This window comes from Streptomyces sp. NPDC003036 (assembly GCF_040611175.1).
Classification (GTDB): Bacteria; Actinomycetota; Actinomycetes; order Streptomycetales; family Streptomycetaceae; genus Streptomyces.
Map to the genome: position 1 here is coordinate 94547 of NZ_JBEXNO010000016.1, position 15802 is coordinate 110348.

The 15802-nt window shown below is 72.3% G+C and carries 17 protein-coding genes; 13 read left to right on the forward strand and 4 right to left on the reverse strand.

What is annotated here, in order from left to right; genetic code table 11:
* The first annotated feature begins 44 nt into the window (after nt 1-44).
* The 6 genes from ABZX67_RS14455 to ABZX67_RS14480 all read left to right on the forward strand — a co-directional run bounded on the left by ABZX67_RS14455 (nt 45) and on the right by ABZX67_RS14480 (nt 4891).
* Nucleotides 45-413, forward strand: a complete 369-nt coding sequence (locus ABZX67_RS14455) for a hypothetical protein (RefSeq protein WP_355359143.1) — start codon at nt 45-47, stop codon at nt 411-413.
* A gap of 79 nt (nt 414-492) precedes the next feature.
* Nucleotides 493-2073, forward strand: coding sequence for a polymorphic toxin-type HINT domain-containing protein (locus tag ABZX67_RS14460; RefSeq protein WP_355359146.1), 1581 nt, complete (start codon nt 493-495; stop codon nt 2071-2073).
* A 20-nt stretch (nt 2074-2093) separates the two neighbouring features.
* Nucleotides 2094-2426: a hypothetical protein gene (locus ABZX67_RS14465; protein ID WP_355359149.1), complete on the forward strand. Its 333-nt coding sequence runs from the start codon at nt 2094-2096 to the stop codon at nt 2424-2426.
* Nucleotides 2427-2444: 18 nt separating this feature from the next.
* Entirely contained in the window at nt 2445-2936 is a 492-nt protein-coding gene (locus ABZX67_RS14470; protein ID WP_355359152.1) for a hypothetical protein, read from the forward strand.
* 8 nt (nt 2937-2944) lie between these two features.
* Nucleotides 2945-4060, forward strand: coding sequence for a hypothetical protein (locus ABZX67_RS14475; RefSeq protein ID WP_355359155.1), 1116 nt, complete (start codon nt 2945-2947; stop codon nt 4058-4060).
* A gap of 57 nt (nt 4061-4117) precedes the next feature.
* Nucleotides 4118-4891, forward strand: coding sequence for a hypothetical protein (locus tag ABZX67_RS14480; protein ID WP_355359158.1), 774 nt, complete (start codon nt 4118-4120; stop codon nt 4889-4891).
* On the opposite strand, the gene ABZX67_RS14485 is transcribed toward ABZX67_RS14480, so the two are convergent.
* Nucleotides 4863-5252 (reverse strand): DUF192 domain-containing protein, encoded by a 390-nt coding sequence (locus ABZX67_RS14485; protein WP_355359161.1) that lies wholly within the window; start codon nt 5250-5252, stop codon nt 4863-4865. The genes ABZX67_RS14480 and ABZX67_RS14485 overlap by 29 nt on opposite strands.
* Before the next feature lie 88 nt (nt 5253-5340).
* Here ABZX67_RS14485 and ABZX67_RS14490 point away from each other — a divergent pair, with 88 nt between their 5' ends.
* Genes ABZX67_RS14490 through ABZX67_RS14500 form a run of 3 tightly spaced genes read left to right on the forward strand, consistent with a single transcriptional unit; the run spans nt 5341 to nt 8112 of the window.
* Nucleotides 5341-6108, forward strand: a complete 768-nt coding sequence (locus tag ABZX67_RS14490; protein ID WP_355359164.1) for an A24 family peptidase — start codon at nt 5341-5343, stop codon at nt 6106-6108.
* A 17-nt stretch (nt 6109-6125) separates the two neighbouring features.
* Nucleotides 6126-6527 (forward strand): cupin domain-containing protein, encoded by a 402-nt coding sequence (locus ABZX67_RS14495; RefSeq protein WP_355359167.1) that lies wholly within the window; start codon nt 6126-6128, stop codon nt 6525-6527.
* Nucleotides 6528-6558: 31 nt separating this feature from the next.
* On the forward strand, nt 6559-8112 hold the full coding sequence (locus tag ABZX67_RS14500) for a DUF2079 domain-containing protein (protein ID WP_355359170.1): 1554 nt from the start codon (nt 6559-6561) through the stop codon (nt 8110-8112).
* A 232-nt stretch (nt 8113-8344) separates the two neighbouring features.
* On the opposite strand, the gene mgrA is transcribed toward ABZX67_RS14500, so the two are convergent.
* Nucleotides 8345-9382, reverse strand: coding sequence for an L-glyceraldehyde 3-phosphate reductase (gene mgrA, locus ABZX67_RS14505; protein ID WP_355359173.1), 1038 nt, complete (start codon nt 9380-9382; stop codon nt 8345-8347).
* Between the two features lie 158 nt (nt 9383-9540).
* Between mgrA and ABZX67_RS14510 the strand changes: the two genes are divergently transcribed.
* The 4 genes from ABZX67_RS14510 to ABZX67_RS14525 all read left to right on the forward strand — a co-directional run bounded on the left by ABZX67_RS14510 (nt 9541) and on the right by ABZX67_RS14525 (nt 14600).
* A complete protein-coding gene (locus tag ABZX67_RS14510) occupies nt 9541-10302 on the forward strand; it encodes an isoprenyl transferase (protein WP_355359176.1) in 762 nt (253 codons plus the stop codon).
* Nucleotides 10303-10649: 347 nt separating this feature from the next.
* Nucleotides 10650-11972 carry a PhoH family protein gene (locus tag ABZX67_RS14515; protein WP_355359179.1) on the forward strand — a complete coding sequence of 441 codons (1323 nt, stop codon included), beginning with the start codon at nt 10650-10652 and terminating at the stop codon, nt 11970-11972.
* 380 nt (nt 11973-12352) lie between these two features.
* Nucleotides 12353-13060, forward strand: coding sequence for a transglycosylase SLT domain-containing protein (locus ABZX67_RS14520; protein ID WP_355359182.1), 708 nt, complete (start codon nt 12353-12355; stop codon nt 13058-13060).
* Between the two features lie 142 nt (nt 13061-13202).
* Entirely contained in the window at nt 13203-14600 is a 1398-nt protein-coding gene (locus ABZX67_RS14525) for an AI-2E family transporter (protein ID WP_355359185.1), read from the forward strand.
* Nucleotides 14601-14674: 74 nt separating this feature from the next.
* On the opposite strand, the gene ABZX67_RS14530 is transcribed toward ABZX67_RS14525, so the two are convergent.
* Both ABZX67_RS14530 and ABZX67_RS14535 read right to left on the reverse strand, forming a co-directional pair.
* Complete coding sequence (locus ABZX67_RS14530) at nt 14675-15208, reverse strand: alkyl hydroperoxide reductase (protein ID WP_355359188.1); 534 nt, start codon at nt 15206-15208, stop codon at nt 14675-14677.
* 18 nt (nt 15209-15226) lie between these two features.
* The gene (locus tag ABZX67_RS14535; protein ID WP_355359191.1) at nt 15227-15781 is read right to left on the reverse strand and encodes a peroxiredoxin; all 555 of its coding nucleotides are present in this window, start codon (nt 15779-15781) and stop codon (nt 15227-15229) included.
* Nucleotides 15782-15802 lie beyond the last annotated feature (21 nt).

Consider the following 15802-nt stretch of genomic DNA (forward strand, 5'->3'; position numbering starts at 1 on the left):
CCCGCCGGCATCCCCTGTGGACAACCGCCTGAGATCCTGTCGGCATGAGCCATCTGGTGACGTTCGACAGTGACACGTGGAGTGTGGGCCAGGACGTGCTCGTGGCCTCCCTGGCGGCGGAGTGGCCCGACGCCACGGTGCGCCGCAGGGAGCTGCCCGACGGCTACGAGGTCGGCGACATCGAGTGGGAGCTGCGGCGCGGCGACGCCGAGCTGGAGGGCCGCTCCTACGTCGACGGGCGCGGCGTGACCCTGGACGGCGACATCCGCCTGGTCGCCGAATTCGCCCTCTGGTACCGCAAGCTCGTCCCGGCCGGCACCGACCTCGTCTTCTGCGACCAGGGCTACCACTTCGACGTCACCATCGACGCGACCACGACGCATGACGACCTGGTGGACGCGGCCGGGGAGTAGCGCCCCAGGCCGCGAATGAGACCGCCCCTGGGCCCCTGGGCCCAAGACTTCGGCGGGCCGCGCTCCTACCGTCGGCCGTATGTCGTGTCGTCGTCGGGTACTGGCGTGGCGGATGCCGCGCACCGAGGCTCGCCTGCTGGGGCTGCGCCGGGCGCAGTCGGGGCAGTCGACGCTGGAGTACGTCGGGCTGGTCGCGGTCGTCGTGGCGATCGTCGGTGCGCTGCTGGCCACCGGGCTCGGGCCGACCATCGCCGCCGAGCTGCGGACGCAGGTGTGCCGCGTCACCGGCGGTGACAACTGCGGGGGGAATGCGGATACGGGGCAGCCGGAAGCACAGGATCCACCCGGTGACGGCGATCCCGCCGACGACGATCCCAGCGGGCCGAAACCCGCCACGGACGACAACGGCAAGTCGCCCGAGCAGCTCGCCTACGAGCAGGCCCTGAAGGAGCTTCAGGACGCCCAGGCGGCCGAGAAGGCGGATCGCGGCAAGGCCGTCGCGGCGGCGAAGGAGCTCGCCAAGATCCTCGCCGAGGAGCTCGGCATCACCGACGCCCTGGACTGCATCACCAAGGGGGACATGGGCGCCTGCACCGAGACGCTCATCAACGTCCTCACCAGTCTCGTCGGTGGCGCGGTCGGCAAGCTGGCCGCGAAGTACGGCGCGCCGTGGAAGTGGAAGCAGGCCGTCGAGCTCGTACGCAGACTCAAGAAGCACGGTGGCGACCTCTACGACGGCCTCACCGGCCTCATCAAGAACCGCAAGAAGGTCGCCGACGCGCAGGACAAGCTCGACGACGCCAAGAAGAAGTGGGACCCCGACAAGCAGAAGGAACCGAAGAAGCCCATCACCTGCCCCGTCGGGCACAGCTTCCCGCCCGGCACCCGGGTGCTCGTCGGGGGCGGGCTCAGCGTGCCGATCGAGTCGGTACGCGTCGGGGACCAGGTCCTCGCGACCGACCCGGTCACCGGGCTGACGACCCTGCGCACGGTCACGCGTACGTTCACGACGTACGACGACAAGGACTTCACCCGGCTGACCACGGCCACCGGCACGGTCACCGCCACCGACACGCACCCCTTCTGGCTGGTGGGCCCCGGGCGCTGGGTGGACGCCGGCGACATCCGGCCCGGTGCGGCGCTGCGTACGCCGGCCGGTGAGGTGCTGCCGGTCACCGCCGTCGAGCGCTACACGCAGCGGCGGACCACCCACGACCTGACGGTCGCCGGCAGCCACACGTACTACGTCGCCGTCGGTGCGCGGGGTGCGTCGCTCGTCCACAACAACGACTGCGTGGATCAGGCGCTGCTCGACGAGATGAAGGACCAGGGCGTCAAGTTCGACCCGGAGAAGGTGCTCCGGGCGGAGCGGAACGCGGACGGGAAGATCGTCTTCCTGGAGGAGGGCAACTCCCGCGCCGGCCTCAAGCACATCCTGGAGGAGCACGCGGACGACTTCGAGCGGGCCGGGGTCGCCAAGGAGGACATCCCCGACCTGGTGATGGCGGCGGCGACCAAGGGCAAGAAGGTCGGGTACCAGGGCAAGGGCGAGGGCCGGCCCGTCTACGAGGTCGAGTTCCAGGGGCAGAAGCGGCGCGTGGCCGTGACTGTCGGGAACAATGGGTTCGTCGTCGGGGCGAACCCCAAGAGCGTCGGATGAGTCGGATGGTGGGTGGCACGATGAGCAGCGGCAAGACGGTGCGAGTGGCGGCGGACTACGACTGCCATCCGGTGTGGCTCCGGTCCGACGAGGGTCTGGACAACATCGCCCCGGCCGACCTCCCGGTGAGCCGCGAGCTCCAGGAGGACCTGGAGCGGTGGGGCGACGCGTTCGACGCCACGCTGGACCGCGACGACCCGATGGCGTCGGGCTTCCGTTCGCCGCAGGACGAGGAGGCCTTCGCCGCCCGGGGCGCGGAGCTCGCCCGCCGGCTTCGGCGGGAGCTCGGCACGGGGTGGCAGGTCACGTACTTCGACCTGCGCGACGGGCGTGACACCGACGTCGGGCCCTGATCCGCAGCGGATCCGGCCGTGCTCTACAACTTCCTGACCGTGCACCGGCCGGCCCCCGCCGACATGGCGGCGGCGCTGGCCGGTGCGGTCGGCGTACCGGTGACGGACGTGGACGTCGCCGCCGAGGACGCCGATCCCGAGGGCCGGAACTGGGACGCCCCCGTGCTCTGCGGCTACCGCGCGGTCCGTGGTGACCTCGCCCTCTCCTGGGACGTGTACGTCTCCGACGAGGCCGTCCCCGACGCGCCCGACGAGCCGGCGGCGGCCCGCCGCGTCGCCGCCGCGACCGGGACGACCGTGCTGTATCCGGCGACGGACCTGGTGAACCCCTCGGCGTACTGGGCCGCCACGCCCGAGGGAACGGTCGCCCGGGCTCGGCTGTACGAGTCGGACGACGACGAGCCCGTCCTCACCGTCGACGCCGTCGAAGCGCCGGTCCCGCAGCTGCCCGCCGCCCGCGTGGAGCCGCTGCCCGAGGCACGCCAGTCGGCTCCGGACACCTCGACATAATCGACCGCATGTCCGTGCACAGAGAGCAGACCAGCGGGGCCGCGCCCGCTTTGTGGGGGTACGCGGCGGTGCGGCTCGTCGGTGTGGCGGTCCTCGCGGTCGCCGCCGCCGTCACCGGTGAGGACGCCCTCCACCGGCTCAAGGGGCGCTGGGACTCCGTCTGGTACGTACGCATCGCCGAGCACGGCTACGGGCACGAGGTCCGCCTCCCCGACGGAAGCGTCCACTCCGACCTGGCCTTCTTCCCCCTGCTGCCCGCCCTGGAGCGGGGCCTCGCGGCCCTGTCGCCCCTCGGGGCCGACGACGCCGGGCTCGTCGTGGCGTGGGCGGCCTCGCTCGCCGCCGCGTGGGGCATCTACGCCGTCGGCGCGCACCTCGCGGGGCCGCGCGCCGGGGCGGTGCTGGCGGTGCTGTGGGGGGTGTACCCGACGGCGTTCGTGCAGTCGATGGCGTACACCGAGACCCTCTTCACCGCGCTCGCCGCCTGGTCGCTGTACGCCGTGCTGCGCGGACACTGGATCCGGGCCGGCGCCCTGTGCGTGCTGGCCGGGCTCACCCGCCCCTCGGCCGCCGCGCTGATCGCCGCGCTCGGCGTCACGGCGGTGGTGACGGTCGTACGCGAGCGGCGCCTCACGCTCCGGATGGCCGCCGGCGTGCTGCTCGCGCCGCTGGGCTGGCTCGGTTACATCGTCTTCGTGGCCGTACGGAAGTCCAGCCCCACCGCGTACTTCGACGTCCAGGCCGCCTGGGGCAACAGCATCGACGGAGGCGTGGCCCTCGGCCGCTTCGTCTGGCGCAACCTCACCGGGCCGCAGCCGCTCGCGGGGGTCGGGCTGTGCGCCGCGCTCGCGCTGCTGGGCTGGGTGGTGTGGCTGTGTGTCCGCCAGCGCCAGCCGCTGCCCGTGCTCGTGTACGGGCTGGCCGTCGTCGTCATCTCGCTCGTCGGCGCCGCGTACTTCGGCTCCCGCCCGCGCCTGATCATGCCCGCCTTCCCGCTGCTGCTCCCGGCGGCGGTCGCCCTCGCCCGCCTGCGCGACCGGAACCTGGTGCTCGTGCTGGCCGGGCTGGCGCTGGCGTCGGGGGCGTACGGGGCGTTCACGCTGCTGGGGGCCGGGCCGCCGTAGGCGCTTTGGGTCCGTGGACCCATGCGCCCGGCGGAACGGCGTTGCTAGCGTCCGCTCATGACCAGGCGTACGGAACGTACGGCACGAGCGGTGGCCGCCGCCCTCGCGGCGGTGGTGCTGGCGGCGTGCGGGCCCGACGACCCGAAGAAGCCCACGAGCACGGGCTCGGGGACGAGCGGGAGCCCCGCCCCCAACCCGGCCCCGACCGCCCCCGCCACTCCCGCCCCCGGCACCTCCGCCCCGGCTGCCGGGAACCCCGGCACGCGCAGGCCCCTCACCGCAGCCGAGCTCGACCGGGCGATCCTCGCCACCGCCGACGTACCGGGCTACACCGTCGGCCCCATGGACCCGCCGCCCGCGCAGGGCGAGACGCCCGCCAAGGAGGCGTGCGCGCCGCTCACCTCCCTGCTCAACGGCAAGCCCGAGCCGGCCGCGCAGGCGTCCGCGTACCGCCAGATCACCGGCGCGAACCCCGAGAGCCGCCCCGCCGTCTCCGTGTTCCTCACCACCCACGGGGACCAGGGCGCGGCCACCGTCCTCAACCGGCTGCGCGCCGCCGTGACGGCGTGCCGCGACGGCTTCACCACTACCGGACCGACCGGCCCCTCCACGTACCGGAGCGTGCGCGCGCTGCCTCCCGTGAAGGCGGGCGACGACGGCCTGGCGTACCAGCTGACGGCGGACTTCGAGGGCGATCCGGTGCCGCTGGTCTTCCACGTCGTGCGCTCGGGCGCCACGGTGGCGACCTTCTACACCGCGAACCTCGAAGGTCCGAAGACCCCGGAGGTGCCGGCCGCCCTGATCACCGCTCAGGCGGCGAAACTGCGCTGATCGCCAGCCGGACCCCCGGCCGCAGGCCCCACCGCTCCATGGCCCCCGCCTCCGCCTCCAGTACGTGGCGGGCGCGCGGGCGCGGCAGGCCGAGACGGCCGGGCGGCATGGTGGTGACGGCGAGGACGTTCAGCTCCCGGTCCAGGTACGCGACGTCGATGGCGAACCGCATCCGGAAGGTGTGGACGCTGTTGCACGGCGTCAGGAGCATGGCGCCGTCGATGCCGTCCCGGCCGAGCAGCCCGCGCCGGCGGGTGCCGTACGAGGCGGCGACCTCGACCGCGACGGCCGCGTGGTCGCCCGCGACCGTCAACCGCGCCGTGCCGTTGCGCCATTTCGCCGTGGTCCTCGTGGTCCCCATGGAGCAGGACCGTAGCGGGGGCGACGGCGTACGGGAATGGGCCCACGGGCCCATGACCGAGGCCCGGTGCCGCCCTAGGGTTCGCTGCGTGTACGCCACGCTGATCGCCGTCGCCGCCCTGTGGGGCGCCGCCACCGGGCTGCTCCTGCCGCGCGCCGCGTACCGGCTGTCGGTCGAGCCGGAGGAGACGTGGCGCGACACCTGCCCGGCCGGACACCCCTTCACCGGACCGGCGCGCGGCTGGGTCGGCCTCGCGCGCTGCGCGCCCTGCGGCGCGACCGTGCCCGAGGCCGCGGCCGCCCTGCCCTCCGGCAACGCCCTCCCCCTCGGTACCGCCCTCGCGTGCGCCGTGCTCGCCGCCGCGACCGGGCCGCGGCCCGAGCTCGCCGCGTGGCTGCTGCTCGCGCCGTTCGCCGTGCTGCTCGCCGCCGTGGACGCGCGCGTGCACCGGCTGCCCGACCGGCTGACGCTGCCGCTCGCCGGAGCGGCCGCCGGGCTCCTCGGGGCCGCCGCGCTGCTGCCCGGGCACGCCGGGTCGTGGCCCTCCGCGCTGCTCGGCGGGCTCGCCCTCGGCGGCGCGTACTTCACGCTGTTCCTGATCCACCCGAACGGCATGGGCTTCGGCGACGTCAAGCTCGCGCTGTCGCTCGGGGTCGCCCTTGGGTGGTACGGCTGGGACATCCTCCTCGCGGGCGCCTTCGCCGGGTTCCTCTTCGGCGCGGTGTACGGGATGGGGCTGGTGCTCCTGCGGCGGGCGAGCCGCAAGAGCGCGATCCCGTTCGGGCCGTTCATGATCGGTGGGGCGCTGGTGGGGCTGCTGCTCGGCGCGTTCACCGCCTCCTCCGCGCCATGGTGACTGGCAAAATGCCGGGTATGCGCACAGACCCGGTCAATGTCACCGAGGCCCTCGCCTCCTTCGACGACGTCTACAGCCCCCGCATCGTCGCCCGCATGAACGACTACGACGTACGCGTCGCCCATGCCGCCGGCGAGCACGTCTGGCACGTCCACGAGGAGACGGACGAGTTCTTCCTGGTCCTGGACGGGCGGTTCGAGATCGCCCTGCGCGGCGCCGCCGACGGCGCCGAGCGGACGGTCGTCCTGCGGCGCGGTGACACCTTCGTCGTACCGAAGGGGACCGAGCACAGGCCGTCGGCGCCGGAGGGCGCGGACATCCTGCTGTTCGAGCCGTCCGGGACGGTGTCCACCGGCGACCGCCACGAAGGAAAGCTGCCGGACCACGTGGACAGCACCACGGGCCACGCCCTCACCTGAGCCGCGGCGCCCGCCGCCTAGCATCCGCCATATGCGGACATTCCCCACTCAAAAGGTCTCGCCGCCGCCCGCCGCCCCCGCCACGGCGCACCCGGCCGCCACCCCCCGGCTCCTCGCCTGGGGGTGGGCCGCCGCGCTGTGCGCGCTGTACGCCACCGTCGCCGTACGCCGCCACCAGCTGCTGCGCACCACCGGCTACGACCTCGGCATCTTCGAGCAGGCCGTACGGGCGTACGCCGAACTCCGCGCCCCCGTCGTGCCCTTGCGCGGCGAGGGCTTCAACCTCCTCGGCGACCACTTCCACCCGCTGCTGGCCGTCCTCGCGCCGCTCTACCGCCTGTGGCCGTCGCCGCTGTGCCTGCTCGTCGCCCAGTCCGCGCTGCTCGCCCTCGCCGTCGTCCCGCTCGCCCGCTGGGCCGCCCGCGCGCTCGGCCGCCGCGCGGCGCACGCCGTGGCCGCCGTGTACGGGCTGAGCTGGGGCATCGCGTCGGCGGCCGCCTTCGACTTCCACGAGGTCGCCCTCGCCGTACCGCTGCTCGCCTTCTCGCTCGAAGCGCTGGCCCGGCGGCGCTGGCGGGCGGCCGTCGCCTGGGCCGCGCCCCTGCTGCTGGTCAAGGAGGACCTGGGCCTCACCCTCGCCGCCATCGGTGCGTACATCGCGTGGCGCGGCGGCCCGCGGCGGCTCGGCATCGCCACCGCCGTGGCGGGGCTCGCCGGGTCGGCCGTCGAGATCCTGGTCCTGCTGCCCGCCCTCCACCCCGGCGGCGCGTACGCCCACGGCGGGAACCTCGGCGGCAACCCCGGTGGCTCCGGCGGCCCCGGCGAAGGCCACGGCTCCCTCCTCGCCGCCCTCGCGCACGCCCCCCTCGACGCCCTGCGCCCCGACATCAAGGCCATGACCCTGGTCCTGGTCTTCGCGCCGTCCGCGCTGCTCGCGCTCCGCTCCCCGCTCGCGCTGATCGCCGTACCGACGCTCGCCTGGCGCATGCTGTCGCAGAACGCCTTCCACTGGGGCACAGCCTTCCACTACAGCGCCGTGCTCATGCCCGTCGTCTGCGCCGGGCTGATCGACGCGCTCACCGTCTGGCGCCGCACCGGCCACCCGCTGGCCGCCCGCCACGTGCGCGCCTCGCTCGCCACCGCCCTCGCCGTGACCCTGGTCATGCTGCCGTCGTTCCCGCTCGCGCTGCTCGCCCAGCGCGCGACCTGGCGCACGACCCCGCACGTCGAGGCGGCCCGCGCGCTGCTCGCGAGGATCCCGGACGGCGCGACCGTCGCCGCGTCCAACCGGCTGGTCCCGCAGCTGACCTCCCGCTGCACGGTCGTCGTCTTCCCGACCTTCCCGGTGGCGGGGAAGCTGTACGAGTACGACAGGAAGCGCCTGCCGCGGCCCACCGCCGAGTGGATCGTCTTCGACCGCCGGCCCCCCGAGGCGTGGCCGTACCGGACCGGGCACTGGCCCTACCCGATCAAGCAGCAGCTGGCCGAGCTGGCCGCGGCCGAGAAGCGGTACGGCTACCAGCGCGTCGCCCAGCGTGACGGCATCACGCTCCTCCGACGGGAACAGCGGGAACACCGGGGATAGACGGGAGGCCGTCAGGGCCGTCAACGCGGCGCCTCCGGAGCCGGGTCCCCCTTGGGGGGTACAGCCGCGGCGCCCGCCTCCAGGGGCCCCCGCCGTGTCCGCAGCGCGGTCCCGTGTTTTCGGAGCGTAGTGGCGGCCTGTCGCGGCACGCAGCACGTCTCACGAAGGGTTATGGTGGAAACCCCCCCTCGGGCCGGTCCGTATCCCCCCCACGGACCGGCCCGTTTTCCGTTCAGCCGCGCGCCGCCCAGATGTTGGTGCCGGCGGTGTCGACCGCGTACGAGTCGATCTCCTTCAGCTCCTCCTCGCTGAGCGGCGCCCCGCCCAGCGCCGCGATGTTCTGCTCCAACTGCGTCACGCTGGACGCGCCGATGAGCGCCGACGTCATCCGCTCGTCGCGCAGCACCCAGGTCAGCGCCAGCTGCGCGAGCGACTGCCCGCGGCGGCGCGCGATCTCGTCCAGGCCGCGGAGCCGGCGGACGACCTCGTCGGAGAGGAGGTTCGGGTCGAGGGACTTGCCCTGCGTGGCCCGCGAACCCTCGGGGATGCCCCTGAGGTACTTGTCGGTGAGCAGGCCCTGGGCGAGCGGCGCGAAGGCGATGCAGCCCATGCCCGCCTCCTCCAGGGTGTCGAGGAGGCCGTCCTCCTCCGTCCAGCGGTTGATCATCGAGTACGACGGCTGGTGGATCAGCGCCGGAACGCCCATCTCCCGCAGCAGCCGCGCCGCCTCGGCCGTCTGCTCGCTGCTGTACGAGGAGACGCCGACGTACAGCGCCTTGCCCTGCTGCACGGCGGAGGCCAGGGCGCCCATGGTCTCCTCGAGCGGGGTGTCCTTGTCGAAGCGGTGCGAGTAGAAGATGTCGACGTAGTCGAGGCCCATCCGCCGCAGCGACGCGTCGAGCGAGGACAGCAGGTACTTGCGGGAGCCCCACTCGCCGTACGGGCCGGGGTGCATCAGGTACCCGGCCTTGGTCGAGATGACGAGTTCGTCACGGTACGGCGCGAAGTCCTGGGCGAAGATCTTGCCGAAGTTCAGCTCGGCGGAGCCGGGCGGCGGCCCGTAGTTGTTCGCCAGGTCGAAGTGGGTCACACCGAGGTCGAAGGCGCGGCGCAGGATCGCGCGCTGCGAGGCGAGCGTGCGGTCGTCGCCGAAGTTGTGCCACAGTCCCAGCGAAACGGCGGGCAGCTTCAGGCCACTGCGGCCGGTGCGGCGGTACTCCATGGAGTCGTAGCGGTCACCGGCGGGTCGGTATGCGGGGGTATCAGTCACGTCCCTCTCCTTATCACGGACCTGTGGCGGGCCGGGTTGGGCCGCCGTGACCCCCGCGCAGTAATGTGGCGGCCTCGGGGACAGCGGCGGTGAGCCGGAATCGATCCCCCTGGGCCGACGCCGTTGCGGGCCCGCACGCAAATCGAGAGGTGAGATCGGTGAACTTGCGCGACCTGGTGTACAGGCTCTACGCACGCCGGGTCGAGGGCCGCCTCGACCACGCCCAGGTGCCGAAGCACATCGGCGTCATCCTCGACGGGAACCGGCGGTGGGCGAAGGCGTCCGGCGGCACTCCGGAGCAGGGCCACAAGGCGGGCGCGAGCAAGATCCAGGAGCTGCTCGGCTGGTGCGCCGAGACGGACGTCGAGGTCGTCACCCTGTGGATGCTGTCCACCGACAACCTCAACCGGCCCGAGAAGCAGCTGGTGCCGCTGCTCGGCATCATCGAGAACGCCGTGCGCGACCTCGCCGCCGACGGCCGCTGGCGCGTCCACCACGTCGGCACGCTGGACCTGCTGCCGGCGCGGACGCAGGCCGTCCTGAAGGAGGCCGAGGAGAAGACCCGCGACCACACGGGCATACTCGTGAACGTCGCCGTGGGCTACGGCGGCCGCCAGGAGATCGCGGACGCGGTCCGCTCGCTGCTGCTGGCGCACGCGGAGAAGGGCACGAGCTTCGAGGAGCTCGCCGAGATCGTCGACACCGACCTCATCGCGGAACACCTCTACACCCGCGGCCAGCCCGACCCGGACCTGGTCATCCGCACCAGCGGCGAGCAGCGGCTGTCGGGCTTCATGCTCTGGCAGAGCGCCCACTCCGAGTACTACTTCTGCGAGGTCCACTGGCCGGCCTTCCGCAAGGTGGACTTCCTGCGCGCCCTGCGCGACTACGCCGCCCGCCACCGGCGCTACGGCACCTGACGGCACCGCCGCACCACGGCACCGACATCCCGCACCCAGGTGGTGTCCCCAGGACACCCGGCGTTCATCGACGCGTCGTCATATGCCATGGCATGGACCTGCGGTAGCGCGGGAATACCCCTCCCAGAGTGAGCGGCACTCAAGCCCGCTCGCCCGGGAGGCCCTTTGCACCAGGACGACCGTGCACCCCGTGTACGGACGACGCGGAGGGCCGGAGCTCGGCCCGCGCAAGGTGGCCGGAGCCCGGCTCCATCTCCCGCGACGCCGCCGCCGTCGCCGAAGCCGCCGTCGCCGCCGCCGTCGCACCCCGACCTCATGCACCTCTATCAGAGGGGGTCCGTCCTACCGTGGTGACCAGCACAAAGCGCCGCCTCAACGACAGGCGCACCTACGTCCTCGACACCAGCGTCCTGCTGGCCGACCCCGGTGCCATGGCCCGTTTCGACGAGCACGAGGTCGTGCTCCCCGTCGTCGTGGTCACGGAGCTGGAGGCCAAGAGGCACCACCCGGAGCTCGGCTACTTCGCCCGGCAGGCGCTGCGCCTGCTGGACGACCTGCGGGTCCGGTACGGCCGCCTCGACGCCCCGCTGCCGATCGGCGAGCTCGGCGGGACCCTGCGTGTGGAGCTCAACCACTCGGACCCCGCCGTCCTCCCGGCCGGCTACCGCCTCGGCGACAACGACTCGCGGATCCTCGCCGTCGCGCGCAACCTCCAGGCCGAGGGGTACGACGTCACCGTCGTCTCCAAGGACCTGCCGCTGCGCATCAAGGCGTCGTCGGTCGGCCTGCTCGCCGAGGAGTACCGCGCCGAGCTCGCCATCACCGACTCCGGCTGGACCGGCATGGCGGAACTGCCCCTCTCGGCGGACCAGATCGACCTCCTGTTCACCGAGGAGTCGCTGTACGTCCCCGAAGCGGTCGGACTGCCGGTGCACACCGGTCTCGTCCTGTCGTCGGAGCGCGGCAAGGCGCTCGGCCGCATCGCGCCCGACGGGAACGTGCGCCTGGTGCGCGGCGACCGCGAGGCGTTCGGCATCCGGGGCCGCAGCGCCGAGCAGCGCATCGCGCTCGACCTGCTCCTCGACCCGGACGTCGGCATCGTCTCGATGGGCGGCCGCGCCGGTACGGGCAAGTCGGCGCTCGCGCTGTGCGCGGGCCTGGAGGCGGTCCTGGAGCGGCGGCAGCACCAGAAGGTGATGGTCTTCCGGCCGCTGTACGCCGTCGGCGGGCAGGAGCTCGGCTATCTGCCGGGCACCGAGGCGGAGAAGATGGGCCCCTGGGCGCAGGCGGTGTTCGACACGCTGTCGGCGGTGGCGGGCAAGGAGGTCATCGAGGAGATCCTCAGCCGCGGGATGCTGGAGGTCCTGCCGCTCACCCACATCCGCGGGCGGTCCCTCCACGACGCGTTCGTCATCGTGGACGAAGCCCAGTCCCTCGAACGCAACGTGCTGCTGACCGTGTTGTCCCGTATCGGGTCGAATTCCCGGGTCGTCCTGACGCACGACGTGGCCCAGCGCGACAACCTGCGGGTCGGCCGGTACGACGGAGTCGTCGCCGTCGTCGAGAAACTGAAGGGCCATCCGCTCTTCGCGCACGTGACCCTGACCCGCTCGGAGCGCTCGCAGATCGCCGCGCTCGTGACCGAAATGCTGGAGGACGGGGTAGTTTGATCCGCGAATGCCCGTAATGGGCTACAGCAGTTGGCGCCGCCCGGCAAAGCGCGAGAGCTTAGCCGGGCGGCGTCGTGTCGCGCGCCCCCTTCTGTAAAACCTTTGCCGGAAAGGGCGTGTGAGCTTTCCCACGCAACGAATAATTGCCTTGCGGTGTCGCGGTCGGGCAGAGTCTTGCTTCCGTCAGGCCCCGCATACGGCACACCTGTAACAACTCAAGACCTGTTCGCCGTATGCCGCCCGAGCACCACGCGGCACTCCCGCAAGGGAGTTGCCCACCGGGCCCGTGTCCCCCGTGACCCAGCAGTGGGGGGACCAGCGCCAGGGGCACGATTTCGCCCGCGAGGTCACCTAAGCGGGCGATGCTGGAAGGAAACCGTGTGAGCCGGATCTCGGTCCGGGGATTCGCAGTGGCGTCTGCCACCGCGGTCACCACTGTCGGCGCCGTCGTCGGTGTTGCCTCGGGCAACGCCCAGCAGCCGGAGAACAACTTCGAGGCCGCTGCCGCCGACGCGACGCTCCTTGCGGACATCCCCGTCGGCCAGCAGGCCCAGGTACAGGTCTCGTCGCTGACGCAGCAGGCCGAGGCCCAGGCCGCCGCCGCCGACTCCGCCGCCCAGAAGTCCGCCGAGGAGGCCGCCCGCATCCAGGCCGCCAAGGACGCCCAGGCGAAGAAGGAAGCCGCCGAGGAGAAGGCCGAGAAGGAGCGCAAGGAGCGGGAGGAGCGCGAGGCCAAGGAGCGCGCCAGCCGCGACGAGGTGCGCTCGGCCTCCAGCTTCGCGACCCAGTCGTCGTACAGCGTCGCCGAGGTCCAGGCGATGGCCCGTCAGATGATCCCGGGCGACCAGTTCCAGTGCTTCAGCAACATCGTGGACCACGAGTCCGACTGGAACTACCGCGCGACGAACCCGTCCTCGGGCGCGTACGGCCTCGTCCAGGCGCTCCCGGGCTCCAAGATGGCGTCCGCCGGCGCGGACTGGCAGACCAACCCGGCCACCCAGATCAAGTGGGGCCTGAACTACATGAACGACCGCTACGGCAGCCCGTGCGGCGCGTGGAGCTTCTGGCAGGCCAACCACTGGTACTAGGTCGTCTCCGCAGGCCGCCGTCAAGGCCGCCCGCCCCGCGCGACTCCGCGAGCCCCTCACCGTCCTACGGTGAGGGGCTTCGTGCGTGTACCGTCGAGGAGCCCGTACTCCCGGGGGAGCGGTGGGGGGAAGAGAGAAGATCATGTCGAAAGTGCCAGGGTGGCTGGGCCGGCTGGGCGCCGGTCTGACCCGGATGGGGCGGCTCCTGGAGGAGCGCCGCCGAGCCGAGAGCGAGTCCGGCGAACCGGGTGGCCCCGGCGTGCCCGCCGGTCCGGGCGGCCCCGGCTTCCCGGGCGCGGCCGGCGCGGCCGCGGGTGCCGGTGGCACCGGCGCGCCCGGTGGTTCCGGCGAGAGCAACGGTTCCGGTGAGAACGGCGCGCAGGCGCCGGGGAGCGTTCCGGCCCCGCCCGCGTACGCCCCCGCCGTCGCCGCCCGCCCCGATCCCGTCGACGCCATCCCGTGGGGCATCCGCGTCGCGGCCGAGGCCGGCTGGCGGCTGCTCGTCCTCGCGGGCGCGCTCTGGGTGCTGATGAAGGCCATCAGCAACGTCCAGCTGGTGGTGCTCGCCTTCGTCGCCGCGCTGCTGATCACCGCCCTGCTCCAGCCCACCGTGGCCCGGCTGACGCGCTGGGGCCTGCCGCGCGGGCTCGCCACCGCCGTCACGGCCATCACGGGCTTCGTCATCATGGGCCTCGTCGGCTGGTTCGTCGTCTGGCAGGTGCTGGACAACCTCGGCGACATCTCCGACCGCCTCCGGGACGGTATCGACGAGCTGAAGCGCTGGCTGCTGAACAGCCCCTTCCACGTCACCGAGCAGCAGATCAACGACATCGCCAAGAACCTCAGCGACACCATCGGCACCAACACGGAGGAGATCACCACCGCCGGCCTCCAGGGCGTGACCGTGCTGGTCGAGGTGATCACCGGCATCCTGCTGACGATGTTCTCGACGCTCTTCCTGCTGTACGACGGGAAGAAGGTCTGGAGCTGGGTGCTCAAGCTGGTGCCGGCGCAGGCGCGTCCGGGCGTCGCGGGTGCCGGTCCGCGCGCCTGGCGCACCCTCACCGCGTACGTACGCGGCACGCTGATCGTGGCCCTCATCGACGCCGTCTTCATCGGCCTCGGCATCTACTTCCTCGATGTGCCGCTGGCCGTGCCGCTCGGCGTGCTCATCTTCCTCTTCGCCTTCATCCCGCTGGTGGGCGCGGTGATCTCCGGTGCCCTCGCGGTGATCGTCGGCCTGGTCACCCAGGGCGTCTTCACGGCGCTGATGGTGCTGGTCGTGGTGCTCGCCGTCCAGCAGATCGAGGGCCACGTCCTCCAGCCGTTCATCCTGGGCCGCGCGGTGCGGGTCCACCCGCTCGCGGTCGTCCTCACGGTCGCGGCGGGCGGTCTGATCGCCGGCATCGGCGGCGCGGTGGTCGCGGTCCCGCTGGTCGCGGTCACCAACACGGTCGTCGGCTATCTGCGGGCGTTCAGCTACGAGCAGGCCCTGCGGCACGCGCCGCCGGGGGAGCCGCAGGTGGCGCCGCCGGTGTAGCAGGGATACGCGGACACGACGAAGGGGCCCACCGACTCGCAGGTCGGTGGGCCCCTTCGTACGCGTACGGCTGACTACTCCGCGAGGACGGCCTCGGCGTCGAGCGTCGCGCCGACCGCCTGGATCACCGAGGCGATCTTGAACGCCTCCTGGATCGTGTCGCGCTCCACGCCGGCCTTGCGCAGCACCTGCTCGTGGGAGTCGAGGCACATGCCGCAGCCGTTGATGGCGGAGACGGCGAGCGACCACAGCTCGAAGTCGACCTTCTCCACACCCGGGTTGCCGATGACGTTCATCCGCAGACCGGCGCGCATCGTGCCGTACTCCGGGTCGGAGAGCAGGTGGCGCGTGCGGTAGAAGACGTTGTTCATCGCCATGATCGCGGCGGCGGACTTGGCGGCCTGGTACGCCTCGGGCGAGAGGTTCGCCTTGGCCTCCGGCTCCAGCTCGCGCAGGACCTTCGGCGAGCGCGAGGCGATCGCGCAGGCGAGGACCGTGCCCCACAGCTGCTGCTGGGGGAGCTCGCTGTTGCCGATGACCGAGCCGAGGTTCAGCTTCAGGTCCTTGGCGTAGTCCGGTATGGCGGACTTCAGTTCGTCGAGAGCCATGTCAGAGGGTCGCTTTCGTCACTCGCCGGAGAGCAGCTTGACCGGGTCGAGGGTGTCCTCGCCCTTGGTCCAGTTGCAGGGGCACAGCTCGTCGGTCTGCAGGGCGTCCAGCACCCGCAGGACCTCCTTGGGGTTACGGCCGACGGAACCGGCGGTCACCATGCAGAACTGGATCTCGTTGTTCGGGTCGACGATGAAGACGGCACGCTGCGCGAAGCCGTCCTCGCCCTCGACGCCGCAGTCGCGCATGAGCTCGTGCTTCGAGTCCGCGAGCATCGGGAAGGGCAGGTCACGCAGGTCGGCGTGGTCCTTGCGCCAGGCGTGGTGCACGAACTCGGAGTCGCCCGAGACGCCGAGGATCTGGGCGTCGCGGTCGGCGAACTCGTCGTTCAGCTTGCCGAAGGCGGCGATCTCGGTGGGGCAGACGAAGGTGAAGTCCTTCGGCCAGAAGAACACCACGCGCCACTTGCCCTCATAGGCCTTGTGGTCGATCTGCGCGAACTCCTTGCCGCTCTCGAGCGACACGCAGGCGGTCAGGTCGTACGTGGGGAACTGGTCACCGACAGTGAGCACACGCTCTCCTTGCAGCGGGGA

Bases quoted from the DNA above. Each gene is read 5' to 3' on its own strand.
- ABZX67_RS14455 (WP_355359143.1), top strand. From the start codon at position 45: ATGAGCCATCTGGTGACGTTCGACAGTGACACGTGGAGTGTGGGCCAG.
- ABZX67_RS14460 (WP_355359146.1), top strand. From the start codon at position 493: ATGTCGTGTCGTCGTCGGGTACTGGCGTGGCGGATGCCGCGCACCGAG.
- ABZX67_RS14465 (WP_355359149.1), top strand. From the start codon at position 2,094: ATGAGCAGCGGCAAGACGGTGCGAGTGGCGGCGGACTACGACTGCCAT.
- ABZX67_RS14475 (WP_355359155.1), top strand. From the start codon at position 2,945: ATGTCCGTGCACAGAGAGCAGACCAGCGGGGCCGCGCCCGCTTTGTGG.
- ABZX67_RS14480 (WP_355359158.1), top strand. From the start codon at position 4,118: ATGACCAGGCGTACGGAACGTACGGCACGAGCGGTGGCCGCCGCCCTC.
- ABZX67_RS14485 (WP_355359161.1), bottom strand. From the start codon at position 5,252: ATGGGGACCACGAGGACCACGGCGAAATGGCGCAACGGCACGGCGCGG.
- ABZX67_RS14495 (WP_355359167.1), top strand. From the start codon at position 6,126: ATGCGCACAGACCCGGTCAATGTCACCGAGGCCCTCGCCTCCTTCGAC.
- ABZX67_RS14500 (WP_355359170.1), top strand. From the start codon at position 6,559: ATGCGGACATTCCCCACTCAAAAGGTCTCGCCGCCGCCCGCCGCCCCC.
- ABZX67_RS14525 (WP_355359185.1), top strand. From the start codon at position 13,203: ATGTCGAAAGTGCCAGGGTGGCTGGGCCGGCTGGGCGCCGGTCTGACC.
- ABZX67_RS14530 (WP_355359188.1), bottom strand. From the start codon at position 15,208: ATGGCTCTCGACGAACTGAAGTCCGCCATACCGGACTACGCCAAGGAC.